The sequence below is a fragment of the Streptosporangium sp. CA-135522 genome, assembly GCF_050949235.1.
Taxonomy (GTDB): domain Bacteria; phylum Actinomycetota; class Actinomycetes; order Streptosporangiales; family Streptosporangiaceae; genus Streptosporangium.
Genome location: NZ_CP192026.1, coordinates 18,546 through 34,532, shown reverse-complemented (window position 1 = coordinate 34,532; position 15,987 = coordinate 18,546). Strand labels below are relative to the sequence as shown.

Sequence of the window (15,987 nt, the reverse complement as noted above, 5' to 3'; positions counted from 1 at the left end):
TTCATCACGTACCGCTCCAGGCGGTGGTTCGATGGCGGGCGATGGACGTTCGAGAGCGGGAGTCGCGGTATGAACGACGAGACGGCAGCGCTGCTCTTCGACGTGGTCGAACGGCTGGAGAAGAGCATCGTGGCACGCGACCGATTGAAGTCCTCAGTGCTCCGGCCCCGCAGAAGGGGCTACCGGCTACCTGAGAGCTCCTGCCCCGCAGAGGAAGCTACCGGCTGCCTGAGAAGGGTGCGCGGGGCAGGGTCGTCGAAGGCCGACAGATACACCTCGTGATGCAGGCCATTGTGTACAAGTCCGTGTTCGGTCATGAAGTCGTCCATCACCTTCAGCGACACGTGCTCTTCGCTGTAGGGACCTTCGTGGATCAGTTCCACGCACCGTCCCTCGGTGAAGGTCACGACCTGCACCCGGTCGACCGCCGCACCGGAGACGCGCGCGGTCTCCCTGGCGGCGTCGGCCGTTCCGGGCTCCGGCAGGTCGGGCAGCGGCAGCAGCAGATGCCAGCGCCACTCGTCGCGCGATACCTCCAGGTACGGCCGCTCGTCCTCCACCCACCAGCGGCCCTCCAACGGCCCTGCCTGGACGTTCATCACGGCGGCGACGGTATAGAGGGCCTGGATCGCCGAGACGTGCTCGGGTCCGCCGGGCGCGCCGCGCCCGGTGACGTTCAGGCAGGTGACAGGGCCATGGTCGATCAGCTGCGGGGTCATGACTGCTCCTCCAAAGGGATCAATAGGTGGGTGACGAGCTGTTCGGGTGCAGTAGTGGCGGGATCGGACACGTACACCTCGCGGAGCGGACCGCGGATTTGGTGGCGGTGCTCGGCGCACCAACCCAGCAGGGCGTGACCGGTGAGCGAGATCTGGTCGTAGGGGCCGACGTGGGTGGCGCAGGCGAAGTCACCGCCCGGGAGTACGTCCGGCTCGGTCCCCGGCACCGGCTCGCTGGTGACCAGGGCGATCGTGATCGGCATCGGCTCGGTCAGGTCGACCGGGAACAGCCCGATCAGCTGACTGTCATGGAGGCCGGACGTGCTGGACATCAACCGGGCGATGGCCGCCGACGTGACCCGGCCGATATTCTCGGGGCCCATCGCGCTGTCTCTGACCACCGCGACTCTGCGCGCCGGTTCGGTGACGAGACTGACCTGCGTCCGCGGGAGTCCCTCGGCCATCACCCGCTCCAGTGCCCGTAGCGTACGCCGCCGCCGGGCCAGCTCCGCCTCCAGATCGTCATGCACCCTCTCCAGAGCGCCCGTCGTGCCCGACAGCACTTGATCGATGACCGCCAGCGGCACGTCCAGAGAGCGCAACAACCCGATCGACAGAGCTTCGCGCGCCTGCGCGAAACGGTAGTAGCGGTAGCCGGTCTGCTCGTCCACATGGGCCGGCACCAGCAGCCCCAGCTCGTCGTAACGACGCAACTGCTTGATGCTGAGGCGACTGATCCGGGCGAACTGCCCGATCGGCAGCAGGTCTCCGTCCATACCCTCTAGCTTGGGGTCTGCCCCGAGGGGAGAGTCCAACTCCGGGATCGTCTTCGGCCGTTGTCACGCAGTTTGTCACTCACCCAAAGAGGCGCTTCGCCCGCCCTTCCAGGACCGTGCTTCGCCCGGAAGAGCGGGTTGTAGCACTTGGGGGGCAACGCCTGGCGGGTGCCCCCCGAGTGTTACAGCCGCTCTATCGTCAAGGCGGTCCGCCAGTTGAAGCGTGAGCATGGCAGCGGAACGTCCGAAAGGCGGCAGCGCTGGACCGTTGCCGAATGGCTCTCAGACTGGATCAAGGTGGCGTCGCTGCGCGTCACCGCACGGCCCTACGTTGTCCGCCGACCGGGCATGCGGTCTGGAGGCCGGTCCCGGCCGGCCGGGCAATGGTCACCGGCGACGGACTCAGCCGCAGTTCGTCCCGTACTTGGAGGCGACGGTGCTGTCGACGCGTCCCCTCCAGTCCACGCATGAGTCGGTCGCGAGGACATACACAGGCCCGGCGTAGCGGGTGAAGTATCCCTCGTCCTTGGTAAAGCTCTCCACGGAGGACTTTTTGAGATATGCCCCCATGAACGTAGCGCTGCCCTGGGTGTTACGGACTACCACCAAACAGTTCCACCCGTTGTTGTACGTGAGGAACATGGTGGCGTCGCCGCCGACCGCCGCCGAGTTCACCACTGCGTAGCCCGCCCCGCACTCGCCGCCGTACGACGCGGCGGACGCTGGCGCGGCAGCGGTCATCGATCCGGCGACCGACGCCGCGGCGAGCATCCCGGCCAAGGCTAACTTGGACAGCTTCATTGACGACCTCCTGATTTCGGACACTTACAAGTCGCTTTACGTCACGGCAAGCTATCCGAAAAGCCTTAATTGATCAAGGTCGGTGAGCCGGACCATTCGGCGCCGAGCCTCCGGGCGTTCCCCTTGAGGACTGGACACCTGAGACTGAGGACTGGACACCTGAGACCCTGGATCCTGCTGGTCTAAAACTGGCAGACATCGTTGACAGCTGGGTCTCCGGCCACTACGGAGACCGTCTATGTCCACCCCGAACCCCCCACTCGATCAGTGAGGCTGGGGGTGATCTGGGCGGCGCTGCTGTCCGGACAAGCCCGATAGACCAGGCGTGGCGGCGTGGGATCTGGAGGGACGGCGTCGCCACGCCTGCCAGGGGTCACCCGGCGGATTCCTGGCCCGTTCCTCCCCCGCCCCCGACGGCGACCCGGTGCACCACGTGCGGGAGCGGAGACGGCCGGCGCAATCCGAAGGACCCCGAAGGGGCCGCGAAGCTCGGCATGGCGGGGCCGGAGTTTGATTAAGGTGAGGGCCGTGGACGTCCGTGACCCCGACGGCCCTGATAGTGGCGACCTTGTGATGAAGATATGCGCCCTGCTGGACCGCGCCGGGTTCAATACCGCCTCTTCGTCCTGCACTGTGCCCTATGACATGCAGGTTCGCTACGACCCCGGCCGGGGCGTGGCGCTGGCCTGGAACCCGACCTTCTTCGCCGACGCCTCGATCTCGAACATGGCCGGCCGGTACCGCGGTATCCGCACGGCGGTCCACCTGGCCGCGATGAGCGTGGTGATCCAGGCCGGCTACCACGCTACCTACGATGCCGGCATCGGCGAGGCGCTCATCACCGGCCGACCGGCTACACCCGACACGTCTGCGCGATGACCGTGCCGTACGCCACCACGAAGTCGTGCGGGCATGGTCTGCGGTCACGGGACCCTGCGCTTCTCGGGCCCCGTGACCGCCTTCACCGCTCCGGCCGCAGATGCCGCTGACCACGCCCTTTGCGGGCAGCCGTTAGAAAGGCCGTATTCGTGGCAGGAGACGCCTGCCTGCCCTGACTCCCGCAGGCGCAAGGAGCCGAGCATGACTTCCGCCACCGATCGTGATCCGGCTTTCGCCGTCTCGGCCGGTCTGCACGACGACGCGATCATCGTGCGCCCTGCCGGAGAACTCGACCTGGCCTCGACGCCGATCCTGCGCGCGCAGCTGGAACGTATCTGGGCGCTGCCCGACGTCGCCGTCCTCATCATGGACCTGAGTGAGGTGACCTTCTGTGACTCCACCGGCCTGGCCGTGCTGATCGCGACCTTGCGTCGTAGCCGGGAACGTGGTGCCCGGCTGATGCTCGCGGGGATCACCGGCATGCTGGTTCGGCTGCTGGCCCTGACCGGCCTGCGCGATGCCTTCGCCATCTACCCCGACGTCACCGAGGCGTTACGCGCGGCCGCCGGCCGATCCGCCGACCACAGCGCCGAGCCGCACAACCCAGCGTCGTAGTAGGAGGAGTTGGAAAGGTGTCGTCGGCGGCGCGCGGGCGCCTCACGGATCGTGTGTGCTTCGGGCGCAGATCGTCTGGTCCGACAACATGCCATTCCCCGGCCTCTGCCACACGAGCCAGGGCAGGCCCGAGATCGCTCCCAGGAGTGACGACACCGGTCCATCGGTCGAGAAAGCTTCTCCCGTGAACGTCAACCACCGGTTCAAACCGGTTTCCCTGCTCCGTTTCATCGAGTCACCGCTCGCGGACGTGACCATCGGCGCAGCGCTCTGTGTCGTCGCGTTGCTGGAGATCTTCGGTTCGGAAGGTGGTCGCCACTGCACGGTGGGTCGGACCTCGTCGTCTTGCTGGCGGCCCCGATGGCTACCGCGCCACAAGCGGTCCGCCGCCATCAGCCATGGCTCGCCGTCGTCCTGACTTTGGTCGGTGTCGGCGCGACGGTGCTCAGCGCCGGCTCACTGATCTTCCTGGATCTGCCCGACCTCCCGCTTGCCGTGATCGCCTCGGGCATGCTCTCCTTCTACACGGTCCTCCGTCAGCTCAGCCGCAAGGGGGCGTGGCTCACGGCGGCCGTCGCCGCGGCCTTCGCCATCCTCTTCGATCGGACCCTGGGCCGATACGACGGCGAGGGTCTGCTGTTCATCGCCCTCGCCGTGATCGCTTTGAGCACCTTGGGCGCGGACCTGCGCCGGAGCCGTACGGAGATCGAAACGGCGCGCGCGGACAACCTGGAAACCCTCAAGAAGCAAGCGGCGATGGCGGAGAGGAACAGGATCGCGCGGGAGATGCACGACATCGTGGCACACTCGATCTCGATGATCGCCGTCCAGGCCGAGACCGCCCCCTACACGCTTCCCAAGGTCGACGACTGCGCCCGGCAGGAGTTCGTCGAGATCGCGGTGAGTGCCCGCACCACGCTCACCGAGATGCGACTCCTGCTCGGCGTGCTCCGCGCCGACATCCCGGCCGTGGCGGAGACCGCGCCGCAACCGGGGCTGGCGCGGCTCCACGAGCTCATCGAGCAGCACAACGGCCAGGTGGACCTGGATGTGATCGGCGAGCAGGTGCCTATGCCGCAGGCCGTGGACGTCTCGGCCTACCGGATCGTTCAGGAGGCGCTGACGAATGCCCGCGTCCACGCGCCGGGTGCTCGTGTCTCGATCGAGCTCGCCTACCGTCCTTCCCTGCTGGTACTGCGGATCACCGACGACGGCCCCGGCCCCTCCGGAGCCCCCTCCGACGGGCACGGCCTGGTCGGCATGCGCGAGCGCGCCCTGGCCCTGGGCGGCTGGTTCGAGGCCGGCCCCGGCCCCGCCGGCGGCTTCCTCATCCAGGCGGGCCTCCCCCTGGAATGACCTCCCCCGACGACCGGATCCGGGTGATGGTCGCCGACGACCAGCCGATCGTGCTGCGGGGGTTCGCCGCGGTGCTCGGGGCGCAGCCCGACCTCACCGTCGTGGGCACCGCCCCCGACGGCGCGCGGGCCGTACGGCTGGCCCGGGAGACCCGTCCGGACGTCGCCCTGCTGGACATCCGGATGCCGGAGATGGACGGCATCGAGGCGGCCCGCCGGATCCTGGAGACGGAGACCACCAGGGTCATCATGATCACCACGTTCGATCTGGACGACTACGTGTACGACGCGCTCTCCGCGGGGGCGAGCGGGTTCCTGCTCAAGGACGTCCGGGCGAACGACCTTGCCGACGCGGTGCGGACGGTGGCACGCGGCGACGCACTGCTCGCCCCGAAGGTGACCGGGCGGCTGATCGCCGAGTTCGCCCGGCAGCGACGGCCCGCCCCCGCGGGCAGCCCGCTGACGCCACGCGAGACGGAGGTGCTGCGGCTGGTGGCCAGGGGGCTGTCCAACGCCGAGATCGCGGCCGATCTCGTGGTCACCGAGCACACCGTAAAGACCCACGTGGCCCGGCTGCTGGCCAAACTGGGCCTGCGCGACCACACCCAGGCCGTCATCCACGCCTACGAGTCGGGCTTGGTCGCCCCGCGCACCTGACATTCGCCGGCCCCTGATGAACGGGGACGCGGCCAGCGTGATCCTATGCGCGTGGGCCCTGGTCGAGGAGGGCGTGCAACTCGGCGGTTTCGAGGATATGGGCCCGTGAGGGAAAGACCTGATGGAGCAGGACGTCGTGCGCTTCGGGGTCGGGGTCGGCGACGCCGTCGGCCAGGACGTAGAGCTGGTAGTCGCGGTCGGCCGCGTCGAGGACGGTGGACAGGACGACGCCGCTGGTACTGATGCCCGCGATGATCAGAGTGGTGATGCCGTGTTCGCGCAGCCGCTGATCGAGGTCGGTGGTGGACAGGCCTCCGTAACGGATCTTACGCACGACGATGTCTCCGTCCTGGGGAGCGAGACGTTCGTGGATAGCGGTGTCAAGGTCTGCGTGGTGCATGAGACGGTACTGGGCGATCGGTGCGAAAGACCTGTTGGTGAGCGGGATCGCAGCCCAGTCGGCCTCGGTGAAGCCGACTCGGACATAGGCGACGGTGCCGCCCTTGGCGCGAACGTCGGCGATTACCTTTTCCATGCGTCCCAGCAGGGCTTCACCGTCGCTTTCAGGTAGCAGCGCGAGGATCGCGGGCTGATAGTCCATGACGAGCAGGGCGGTGTGTGCGGGGTCGAGCGCGGAGGCGGTGCTCATGCGAGTGCTTGCCTTTCCGGTGGCGCCTGGTCGGCGTTCTTGAGTTGGGGCGTGCGGTCGTGTCGAGGGAGGAGGAGCGAGGTCGCCAGGAGGAGGAGACCGGCGATCGCGATCGCGGTGCGGGGACTGGTGAGGCCGGCCAGCAGGCCCCACACGCCGGTCATGGCCGCGATGGTGGCTTTACTGGTGATCGACCAGGCAGCCAGCGTGCGGGCGACCCGGTCCGGCGGGAGCCGTTCGAGCCGGTAGGTGGCGAATACCGGGTTGAACACGCCCATGCAGGTGATCAGCCCGAGTTCGACGGCGATGACGAGGAAGAGCCCGGTGGGGCCCGGGCTGATGAAGGCCAATCCGAGTGACCAGCACGCGCGCAGCGTCCCGGCGGTGAGCATGACCTTGTGCTGTCCGAACCGTGCGAGGAGCGGGCGGGCCAGTCGCGAGCCGATGAGGCCGCCGATGCAGGGGACGCCGAAGGCGAGGCCGTACTGCCAGGGTGCGAACCCGAGATCGCCGAGCATGAGGACGGCGAGCAACGGTGAGGCTGCCATGATCAGGCCGCTGACCAGGACGGTGTTGAAGAACAACGGGCGCAGCGCCGGACTGGCGAGGATGTACCGCCATCCCTCCAGCAGGTCGCCGGCTCCAGGCCGGGGCGGTGTGGCGGTTCGCGCGGGACGTGGCTCCCGCCCGCCGATGGCGCGGATCCCCGCGGCCGAGAGGAGGAAGCTGACCGCGTTGGCCGCCATGCTCGTCACCGGGCCCACCAGCCCGATCGCGGCGGTACCGAGCGGCGGCCCGAGCGCGGTGGCGGTCCAGGTCGTGGCCTCGAACCGCCCGTTCGCAACGAGCAGGTCCTCGGACCGGACGAGCGCCTTCAGACATGCTCCGCTCGCAGCGGTGAAGGCGATGTCGGCCGCGCCGACGACGACCGCCACGACCAGGAGCTGAGCGAAGCTCAGCCAGCCGAGCACGTAGGCGGCGGGAACGCTCATCAGCGCCGCGAACCGGATCAGGTCCATCGCGATCATCACCGGCCGTTTGCGCCGGAACTCCACCCACGGCCCGAGCGGCACCGCGACCACCGCCCCGACCGCGAGCCCCGCGGCGGCCAGAACCGACACCTCGGTAGGCCCCGCGTCCAGAGCGAGAATCGCGATCAGGGCGAACGCGTCGAACGCGAGCCGTGTGCCGAACGTGCTGACCGCGTATGCGGCCCAGAACCACCTGAACTGCCGCCCCAGCGACCTTCCCAACGCGCACCCCGCCATCTCCAGGAAACAACCATTCGTTGATTTGAGAGATCAAAATGCGTAGCTAGTAGGCATGTCAAACAACCGGCTGGCCGAAGGTGAACAACTGTGAGTTGTACACTAAGGTCGTTTGGTGTGGATCTCGATGCTGTGCGCACGTTCGTCGCCGTCGTAGACACCGGCCAGTTCCAGGACGCCGCCTCAGATCTGTCGATCACCCAGCAGGCCGTCTCCAAGCGCATCGCCGGGCTGGAGAAGGACCTCGCCGTGCGGCTGTTCACCCGCACTGCGCGCGGGGCCCGGCTCACCATCGACGGGCAGGCGTTCCTGCCCCACGCGCGCGAGCTGCTGCGCGTCGCCGAGCGCGCAGTCGCGTCCGTGCTCCCCGGCAGCCGTCCGCTGCGCGTCGATGTGATCGCCTCACGCAGCGCGGCCTCGGGCCTGATGCGCGGCTTCCACCGCGCGCACCCCGAGATCGAGCTCGACGTGGTGATGCTGTTCGATGTCGAGACGGCCGTCGCCGCCATTCGGTCCGGTGCGATCGACGCGTCCTTCCGCGCCGTCGCCGTACCCGGCCGGCCCCTTCCCGAGGACATCGAGTCCGTCCGGGTGCTCGACGAGGCGCTCCAGCTCCTCACCGGGCCCGCCCACGCGCTGGCCGGCGCCCGGTCGGTGACCGTCGCTCAGCTCGCCGGGCACCGGATCTGGATGCCCGGCATCGTCCCCGGTACCGAGTGGGCCGCCTACTACGACGATCTCGTCGCCGAGTTCGGCCTCACCATCGAGGCGACCGGCCCCAACTTCGGCTCCGACGCGCTCCTCGACACCATTGCCGACACCCCGGCCCTGGCCACTTTCATGGGCGAGCAGACCCGCCTGGTCTGGCCCGCCGACCACGGCCTGCGCCGCATCCCGGTGATCGACCCGACGCCCGTCTACCCGCACTCGCTCCTGTGGCGCCGCGACAACCCTCACCCAGCGCTGGCCGCCCTCCGCGCCCACCTCGCCGCCACAGCGGCCGGCCACGCCGCCGCCGGGACCTGGGCGCCGGGCTGGGTGATTCCGCACTGAACGCCGCCGCGTCTGCGATCATCGTGGCCGGATCGACGGACGGTGGCTCGGGGCAGGCATGGCCGTCGACACGCGGCGAAGTTCTTCTTGGGCTGGGCGCGGTTGGACGCCGTAGCGAGCTTCCCGGCCTGCGCCACGTCTGGCCGCCGACCGCATCGCTGGTTCAGGGACGCGCGATGGGTGGAAGATCATCGATTTGATTGAGGATATCCAGTATACTCAATGAGGGAGTGGCTGGCGTGTGCTTGCCAGCGGACCACCGGCCGTCGGCCGGTCCGAGGGTCGTTCGCGAGAGATCGGGGATTGTTCACGTGACGGATGCCGTTTCGCTGCCCCCCAAGGTGTCGCGGGCCGAGGTGCTGGTTCGTGAGATCGAGGGCCGGATCCTGTCCGGCGAGTGGGTGCAAGGTGACCGGCTGGGAACGCGCGCGGACCTGCGGGTCAAATATGGGGTCGCCGCCGCCACAGTGAGCGAGACGGTCCGCATGCTGGAGGCCCGTGGGCTGGTCGAGACCCGGCCTGGCAACGGAGGTGGGATCTTCGTCAGTGAGCCGGCCGCGTTCGTGCGCCTCGGCCACAAGGTTCTGGAACTGCACAGCGAGCCGATCACCGTAGCCGACTGCCTCGCCGTGCGGGACCACCTTGACCCATTGGTCGTGGTGGAGGCCGCGCGGCATCGTACGGACAGCGACATCGCGGAGCTCAACGCTCTGCTGCAGAAGCTGCTCCGCAGCCTGGACGATCCGAACACCTACCTCGCGGCCAACTGGGCCTTGCATCGCAGACTCGCCGAGGTGACCCCCAACCTCGTGCTCCGGCACCTCTACCTCAGCCTGCTCGACTTCATCGAGAGCCAGGTGAACACGGTCGTACCCGACGGCGACTTCGGCGGCGCCGAGGCCAGGGAGACGCACATGGCCATCGTGGAAGCGGTCTGCGCCGGAGACGTCGAGGCCGCGCGGCGGGCCGGGGAGCGGCACGTGCGGCTGACCAGCCGCTGATCCACTCGTTTCCGGCCAGGGGACTCCGTTCTCGGCGTGCGTGCGTGGACCCTCCACCTGGGTCGTCGCGATAGCCCGAAATGTAATTTTCGGTGTTCCGGACATGCGCCATCGATCTCGTCCATGAGCCGCAGCAGACGATCACCATACAGACGTGGCAGCGGCAGGTGGGCCAGGCGCTTCACCGCAAACCGGCACCGCGCCCAGCGCCCCGCGTCGGTCAGCCGGTAACAGCGCCGCAACCGCCCGCCGACGATCTCCTCCCGGTCCTCCCTGATCAGCCCGCGGGCTGAAGCCGGTCCAGTGCGGCGTACAAGTCCCGGCCCGCAGCCGGACCTCGCCCTCGGAGAGGCGCTCGACGTCGGTCTGCCGCCGCGGCTCGGCTTGCCAGGCTCATGGGTCGGCTCCGTGCTGCCGTAGGGCAACGCGGAGTATCGGCGAATCTCCCCAAATGACCGAAATTGGGCTTTGGTCCCTTGTTGCCGCCTCTTTCAAAGGATACATTCGATGGATCTATTGGAGGTGTCGCCTTCGAGTGCCGCCTGTGAAGAGAGATGGGTATCGCGTGCCTCAGCCCGATCCACCGTCCGGAGACCCACCGCCCACCCTTGAGATCATCCAGTTGTCGCTACTGCTCGGCGGAGTCCGGGCGCTCACCTCCGTGGACATGGTCGTCGAATCTCGCATGATCGTCGGCCTGGTCGGACCGAACGGCGCGGGAAAGACGTCCCTGTTCAACTGCGTCTGCGGCTACTATCCGGCGACGTCCGGGTGGATCCGCGTCGCGGGAACGGACGTGACCCGGTGCAAGCCACACGAACTGCCCCGCCATGGTGTGGCCCGCACCTTCCAGCATCCGATCCTGGATCCCTCGTCCACCGTCATGGAGAACGTCCTGGTGGGCGGCCACGGCGGCATCCGCTCGGGTCCGCTGTCGTACGCGCTGCGGTTGCCGTGGGCCATCCGGGACGAGCGGCGGACCACCCGGGCCGCCCGGGACCTGCTCGACTATCTGGAGATCGGGCATCAGGCGAACCTCAGAGCCGGTGAGCTGTCTTACGGCGAGCAGAAGCGCGTCGAGCTGGCGCGGGCGCTGCTCACCGGGCCGACGCTGCTGTTGCTGGACGAGCTCGCCTCCGGTCTGACGCACGAGGAGGTCATGGCCCTCGCCACGGTGATCCGCCGGATTCGGGACGACCACGGCATCTCAGTTCTCCTCGTCGAGCATCACATGGGCATGATCTCCGCGATCACCGACAAGGTGGTCGCTTTGGTGGAGGGCGTCAAGGTCGCCGAGGGCACCGCCGCACAGGTGCAGCTCGATCCGGCAGTCGTCGAGGCGTACCTGGGAGCCGCGTGATGGCGCTGCTGGAGATCCGCGACCTGCGCGCCGGATACGGCGCGGCCGAAGTGCTGCACGGCGTGGAGCTGACGGTCGAGACGGGTGGCACGACAGCGCTCCTCGGCGCGAACGGCGCGGGCAAGACGACCACGCTGCGGGCGCTGTGCGGCATGATCCACCGCCGGGGCGAGATCGTCTTCGACGGCCTCGACATCACAGGCCTGAGCACCGAGCGGATCGCCCGCCTCGGGGTGGCGCACGTCCCTCAGGGGCGCGGTTCGCTGACCAACCTCAGCGTCCGGGACAACATGATGGTCGGCGCGCTGCTCCGGCGCGATCGCTCAGCGGTACGCGGCGACCTCGACCGGTGCCTGGCCATGTTCCCGGCGCTGACCAAGCGCGTCAAGGCGGCAGCCGGCACCATGTCTGGCGGCGAGCAGCAGATGCTGGCCATCTGCCGAGCTCTGATGAGCCGTCCGAAGTTGCTGGTCCTCGACGAGCCGTCGCTCGGCCTCGCGCCCGTGATCACTCGCCGGGTCTTCGACGCGCTGCTCGGCTTCCGGGCCGAGTGGGGCGTGTCCATGCTGGTCGTCGAGCAGAACGCGAACCTCGCCCTCGGCCTGGCCGATCGGGCGTCCGTGCTCGAATTCGGGCGCGTCGTGGTAGCGGGGCCGGCGGCGGAGATCGCCGGCCGCGACGACGTGCGCCGCGCCTACCTCGGAACGTGAGGTACCTTCCGATGCACGCACTTCAGCAGGTCATCGATGGGATGACCACTGGTTCGATCTACGGTGCGTTAGCACTGGCTCTCGTGCTGGTCTATCGATCCACGGGAATGATCAACTTCGCCCAGGGGCAGATGGCCGTGCTGTCGACCTATCTGGCCTGGGCGATGACACAGGCGGACGTTCCGATCGTGCCGGCCGTCGTCCTGGCGATCCTCATCGCGATCCTCATCGGGGCCGGTGTCGAGCGATTGCTGATCCGCCGCTTCGAGGGGCGCGACCACCTCACCACGATCATCGTCACCGTCGGCCTCCTGACCACGTTCAACGGTGTGGTGATCTGGCTTTGGGGCGCGGACCTGAAGACGATCCCCTCGCTGTTTCCGGAACGCGACCTCAGTGTCGGCGCGATCCACTTCACCTTGCAGGACATCGGCATCGTGGGCGTGTTGATCGCGGTCATCCTCGTCATGCAGGCCCTGTTCCGGGGCACGCGGCTGGGGCTGGCGCTGCGGGCCGTCGCCGACAATCCGCAGTCGAGCGCGTTATCCGGGCTGCCGATCGGTGTGCTGCTGATGACGGGCTGGGCGCTGGCGGGGGCGGTCGGCGGTCTGGGCGGCGTGCTGATCGCGCCGAAGATCTCGCTGCAGCCCGGCATGCTCGACAACGTCCTGACCTACGCGGTGGCGGCGGCGATCCTCGGAGGACTCGACAGCCCGATCGGCGCCATCGTCGCCGCTTGGACGCTCGGCATCGCGCAGAACCTGGCCGGCACCTACATCCCTCTGGTGGGAACCGACCTGCAGATCGCGGTCCCGCTTGTGATCATGGCGGTCGTACTCCTGATCCGGCCGCAGGGCCTGTTCGGGCGAAGGGAAGTGATGCGGGTATGACCCGCTTGACGAATGCCGTCCGGCCCTCGTGGCGGGGGAGCCTCGCCGATCGGCGGGCGACCAGATGGGCCGCGGGCGTCGCCGTCGCCGTCGCCGCCGTCGCGATCCCCTTCAACGCCTCGCCTTACACCAACCTCCAGCTCACGCTGGTGATCGCGCTGGCCGTGGCGATCCGCGGGATCGACGTGCTGACCGGGTACGCGGGTCAGGTGACTCTGGGGCAGAGTGCGTTCTTCGGCATCGGCGCCTACGTGGGCGCCTACGGCTTCGCCCACGGCTGGCCGGTCGTGGGCGGCTTCCTGCTCGCATCGATCCTGTGCGCGGTGGCCGGGGTGATCGTGGCCATTCCGGCCGTGCGGCTGCGGGGATTCGCCTTCGGGGTGATCACGCTGGCCCTACCCGTCGTCGCCGTCCCGCTCGCCATCCGGCTGGAAGGACTGACCGGAGGCGCCATCGGGCTGGCGGTGAGCACGATCTCGGCGCCGAGCTGGAGCGGATTGGCCGATGACCAGTGGCAGTACCTGCTCGTGCTCGCCATCGGGGCCGCGATGTTCCTGCTGGCGCGCAATCTGCTGGCCGGCCGGGTGGGCCGGGCCCTGACGCTGATCCGGACCAGTGAGATCGCCGCCTCGTCGGTGGGAATACCCGTACAGCGCTACAAGATCCTCGCCTTCGCGATCGCCTCGGCGTACGGGGGAGTCGCGGGTTGGCTGTACCTCATCGCGGTCCGCTACATCGGCGTCGACTCCCTGGCGCTCACGTTGTCGATATCGATGCTCGTCGCCCTCGTCGTCGGGGGCGTGCGCAGTCCGCTCGGCTGCGTGATCGGAGCGGCCTTCTACATTCTTGTCCCGAACATCACGGATCGGGCCACGCCTGGGCGCTCCGCGCTGTTCTTCGGCGTCGCTCTGCTGATCGTGCTGCTCATGGTGCCGGGTGGGATCAGCGGAGCGCTGCGGGCCGCCTGGTCCAGGCTGATCGTGGCGCGCCGTCCAGTGGAATCGATCCCCGCGGCGCCTGCTGAGCAACGCGTGATCGCCTGATCGCAGACCTTGCCGCGCCCCTCCTCAAAAGATATATTCAATACATCGAAAGCATCTTTACAATGCTCGATGTGCTCACGCTCCCATCCCCCCGAACCCGACGAGACGAAGGCCTCCGGGCTTGGCGTACGAAGGTTCCTTCCACCTCCGGAGTGATCTCGTTGGCACTGTTCACGCGAAACCTGGCGCTGACCGTCGGCGCGGCAGGGTTACTCATGCTCGCGGCCTGCGGTCGCGACGCCGGTACGGCCGGGCCGACCATCTCCAGCGATCCCGGCATCACTGACACGACCATCACAATCGGCACGAGTCAGCCACTGTCCGGGCCGCTGGCGAGCGCGGGCGAGGCCACATTGGCGGCTTCGCAGGCGTACTTCGCCCACGTCAACGCGCAGGGCGGGGTCAAGATGGGCGACGGCAAGACCCGCACCATCAAGTACGTGTACTACGACGACGCCTACGATCCCGCCAAGAGCGTGCAGAACTACCAGCGCCTGGTTCACCAGGACGCGGTGTTCGCGGTGTTCCAGCCGCTCGGCACCGGGCCCAACCTGGCGATCATGCCGCGTGCGAACGCCGACAAGGTCCCGCACCTGTACGTGCACTCGGGCTCGGAGAAGTTCAGCGACCGCGCGAAGAACCCGTGGACGGTCGGGTGGGGGCCGACGCCCGTCTCCGAAGGAGAGACGTACGGCAAGTACCTGGCGGCGCGGAACAAGCCGATGACGGTCGCCGTGCTCAGACAGAACGATGATCTCGGGCAGGGCTATCTGACGGGCCTGCAGGCCGGCATCAAGGGCTCCGAAGTCGAGATCGTGAAGATCGCCACGTACGGCCGCACCGACTCGACCGTGGACAGCCAGATCTCCGCCCTGGCGAGCACCAAAGCCGACGTGCTGTACATGGGCGTGGTGATCCCACCGCTCATGATCAGCGGCATCAAGCACGCAGGCACGCTCGGCTGGTCGCCGGAGATCTACATGGTGAACAACACCGCCGACATCAGTGGAATCCTCAAGCTGGGCAAGCTGACCGGCCTCGACGACCTGTACACCGCGTCCTTCGTCAAGGCCGCGGACGACCCGCAGTGGCAGGACGACCCCGGCGTCAAGGGGTACCTGGAGAGCATCAAGGAGTATCCCAAGGCGTTCGGCAACCTGGTGAACGGCGAGATCTCCTACGGCGAGGCCGAGACGCTGGTGGCCACGCTGGAGCAGACCAAGGCGCCGACCCGGCAGGCCCTGATGGACGCGGTCCGCACGCTGGCCCACGCCCCGGCCGTCGATGTCCTCATGCCGGGCGTCACGCTCGACGCCACCGACGCCACCGCGCCCCCGGTGCACGGACAGGTCGTCCAGCACTTCGACGGCACGTCCTGGCAGACGGTCGAGGAAAAGGCGGAGTGACCACGATGTCTTATTCGATCTTCGAGGACACCATGGCCGAGATGACCGGGCAGGAGCTCGAGGCCGCCGCACTGCGCAGACCGCCGGTGCTCCTGCCGCTGGGCGTCATCGAGGCGCACGGTCCGCACCTGCCGCTCGGCACCGACGTGTACGGCTCGTATCTGCTGTGCAAGCTCACCCGGCGGCGACTCGCCGAACGTGGTGTGGAGAGCCTCATCGCGCCCCCGTACTACTGGGGGATCAACTTCGTCACGGGCGCCTTCCCAGGATCGTTCCGGGTGCGCCGCGAGATCGCGGAAGGGCTGCTGTCCGACATCCTCGACACCATCCTCGGCACCGGCTTCACCCGCGTCTTCCTCGTCAACCACCAGGGCGACATCCGGCACAAGCAGATGGTGGCCGATGTCGTGCGGAGCAAGAACGCCGACGGTCACACCGGCGTCCAGTGGCTCGACGACGGATCGTCGCTCGCGCGCCTGGAGCAGACCGGTGACGAGCCGATGTGGCGGCTGTACGATCCGCCGGAACGGTGGCGCGGAGGGCTGAGGACGCACGGCGGAGAGACCGAGACGGCACTGGTCGGGCGGTACTTCCCCGAGCTCGTCAACTGGGACGAGCAGGAGCACCTGGCCCCGGCGAACCTGTCCGCGCGCGAACTGGCGGAATGGCGCAGGGGCGAGGAGCACGCGCCGAAGGTGACGCCCCTGGCCTACCACGGCAGCCCGCACCCGTCCTACGACGAATGGCGCTATTACGACCACCACGCCAAGGCCATGGCCGATGCCGTGGCCGCGGACAACTGATC

The 15,987-nt window shown here is 68.2% G+C and carries 17 protein-coding genes; 12 read left to right on the top strand and 5 right to left on the bottom strand.

Translation table 11 applies throughout. The annotated features are described in order from the left end of the window. Positions 1 to 179 precede the first annotated feature (179 nt). The 3 genes from ACQPYK_RS00175 to ACQPYK_RS00165 all read right to left on the bottom strand — a co-directional run bounded on the left by ACQPYK_RS00175 (position 180) and on the right by ACQPYK_RS00165 (position 2,296). Positions 180 to 719, bottom strand: coding sequence for a GyrI-like domain-containing protein (locus ACQPYK_RS00175; RefSeq protein WP_433248246.1), 540 nt, complete (start codon positions 717 to 719; stop codon positions 180 to 182). Continuing rightward, positions 716 to 1,495 carry a MerR family transcriptional regulator gene (locus tag ACQPYK_RS00170; protein WP_433248243.1) on the bottom strand — a complete coding sequence of 260 codons (780 nt, stop codon included), beginning with the start codon at positions 1,493 to 1,495 and terminating at the stop codon, positions 716 to 718. The genes ACQPYK_RS00175 and ACQPYK_RS00170 overlap by 4 nt, the downstream gene beginning before the upstream one ends. Before the next feature lie 402 nt (positions 1,496 to 1,897). Beyond that, entirely contained in the window at positions 1,898 to 2,296 is a 399-nt protein-coding gene (locus tag ACQPYK_RS00165; RefSeq protein WP_433248240.1) for a spore-associated protein A, read from the bottom strand. 528 nt (positions 2,297 to 2,824) lie between these two features. On the opposite strand from ACQPYK_RS00165, the gene ACQPYK_RS00160 reads away from it, so the two are divergent. The 4 genes from ACQPYK_RS00160 (at position 2,825) to ACQPYK_RS00145 (ending at position 5,802) form a co-directional block, all read left to right on the top strand. Continuing rightward, complete coding sequence (locus tag ACQPYK_RS00160) at positions 2,825 to 3,175, top strand: hypothetical protein (RefSeq protein ID WP_433248237.1); 351 nt, start codon at positions 2,825 to 2,827, stop codon at positions 3,173 to 3,175. Between the two features lie 201 nt (positions 3,176 to 3,376). Continuing rightward, the gene (locus ACQPYK_RS00155; protein WP_433248234.1) at positions 3,377 to 3,790 is read left to right on the top strand and encodes an STAS domain-containing protein; all 414 of its coding nucleotides are present in this window, start codon (positions 3,377 to 3,379) and stop codon (positions 3,788 to 3,790) included. A gap of 360 nt (positions 3,791 to 4,150) precedes the next feature. Continuing rightward, positions 4,151 to 5,146: a sensor histidine kinase gene (locus ACQPYK_RS00150; protein ID WP_433248231.1), complete on the top strand. Its 996-nt coding sequence runs from the start codon at positions 4,151 to 4,153 to the stop codon at positions 5,144 to 5,146. After that, positions 5,143 to 5,802: a response regulator gene (locus tag ACQPYK_RS00145; RefSeq protein ID WP_433248228.1), complete on the top strand. Its 660-nt coding sequence runs from the start codon at positions 5,143 to 5,145 to the stop codon at positions 5,800 to 5,802. Before ACQPYK_RS00150 ends, ACQPYK_RS00145 begins: the two co-directional genes overlap by 4 nt. 43 nt (positions 5,803 to 5,845) lie before the next feature. Here ACQPYK_RS00145 and ACQPYK_RS00140 read toward each other — a convergent pair whose 3' ends face one another. Continuing rightward, positions 5,846 to 6,451: a cysteine hydrolase family protein gene (locus ACQPYK_RS00140; protein WP_433248225.1), complete on the bottom strand. Its 606-nt coding sequence runs from the start codon at positions 6,449 to 6,451 to the stop codon at positions 5,846 to 5,848. Next, on the bottom strand, positions 6,448 to 7,704 hold the full coding sequence (locus ACQPYK_RS00135; RefSeq protein WP_433248222.1) for an MFS transporter: 1,257 nt from the start codon (positions 7,702 to 7,704) through the stop codon (positions 6,448 to 6,450). The genes ACQPYK_RS00140 and ACQPYK_RS00135 overlap by 4 nt, the downstream gene beginning before the upstream one ends. Before the next feature lie 132 nt (positions 7,705 to 7,836). Between ACQPYK_RS00135 and ACQPYK_RS00130 the strand changes: the two genes are divergently transcribed. From ACQPYK_RS00130 to ACQPYK_RS00095, 8 genes are all read left to right on the top strand, one after another. Continuing rightward, the gene (locus ACQPYK_RS00130; protein ID WP_433248219.1) at positions 7,837 to 8,772 is read left to right on the top strand and encodes a LysR family transcriptional regulator; all 936 of its coding nucleotides are present in this window, start codon (positions 7,837 to 7,839) and stop codon (positions 8,770 to 8,772) included. 311 nt (positions 8,773 to 9,083) lie between these two features. Next, the gene (locus ACQPYK_RS00125) at positions 9,084 to 9,773 is read left to right on the top strand and encodes a FadR/GntR family transcriptional regulator (RefSeq protein ID WP_433248216.1); all 690 of its coding nucleotides are present in this window, start codon (positions 9,084 to 9,086) and stop codon (positions 9,771 to 9,773) included. A gap of 565 nt (positions 9,774 to 10,338) precedes the next feature. Beyond that, positions 10,339 to 11,133, top strand: coding sequence for an ABC transporter ATP-binding protein (locus ACQPYK_RS00120; protein WP_433248213.1), 795 nt, complete (start codon positions 10,339 to 10,341; stop codon positions 11,131 to 11,133). Continuing rightward, positions 11,133 to 11,843 carry an ABC transporter ATP-binding protein gene (locus ACQPYK_RS00115; RefSeq protein ID WP_433248210.1) on the top strand — a complete coding sequence of 237 codons (711 nt, stop codon included), beginning with the start codon at positions 11,133 to 11,135 and terminating at the stop codon, positions 11,841 to 11,843. The genes ACQPYK_RS00120 and ACQPYK_RS00115 overlap by 1 nt, the downstream gene beginning before the upstream one ends. 11 nt (positions 11,844 to 11,854) lie before the next feature. After that, positions 11,855 to 12,733 (top strand): branched-chain amino acid ABC transporter permease, encoded by an 879-nt coding sequence (locus tag ACQPYK_RS00110; protein WP_433248207.1) that lies wholly within the window; start codon positions 11,855 to 11,857, stop codon positions 12,731 to 12,733. Next, entirely contained in the window at positions 12,730 to 13,776 is a 1,047-nt protein-coding gene (locus tag ACQPYK_RS00105) for a branched-chain amino acid ABC transporter permease (RefSeq protein WP_433248204.1), read from the top strand. Before ACQPYK_RS00110 ends, ACQPYK_RS00105 begins: the two co-directional genes overlap by 4 nt. Before the next feature lie 161 nt (positions 13,777 to 13,937). Then, positions 13,938 to 15,182, top strand: a complete 1,245-nt coding sequence (locus ACQPYK_RS00100) for an ABC transporter substrate-binding protein (protein WP_433248201.1) — start codon at positions 13,938 to 13,940, stop codon at positions 15,180 to 15,182. Between the two features lie 5 nt (positions 15,183 to 15,187). Next, entirely contained in the window at positions 15,188 to 15,985 is a 798-nt protein-coding gene (locus tag ACQPYK_RS00095) for a creatininase family protein (protein ID WP_433248198.1), read from the top strand. Positions 15,986 to 15,987 lie beyond the last annotated feature (2 nt).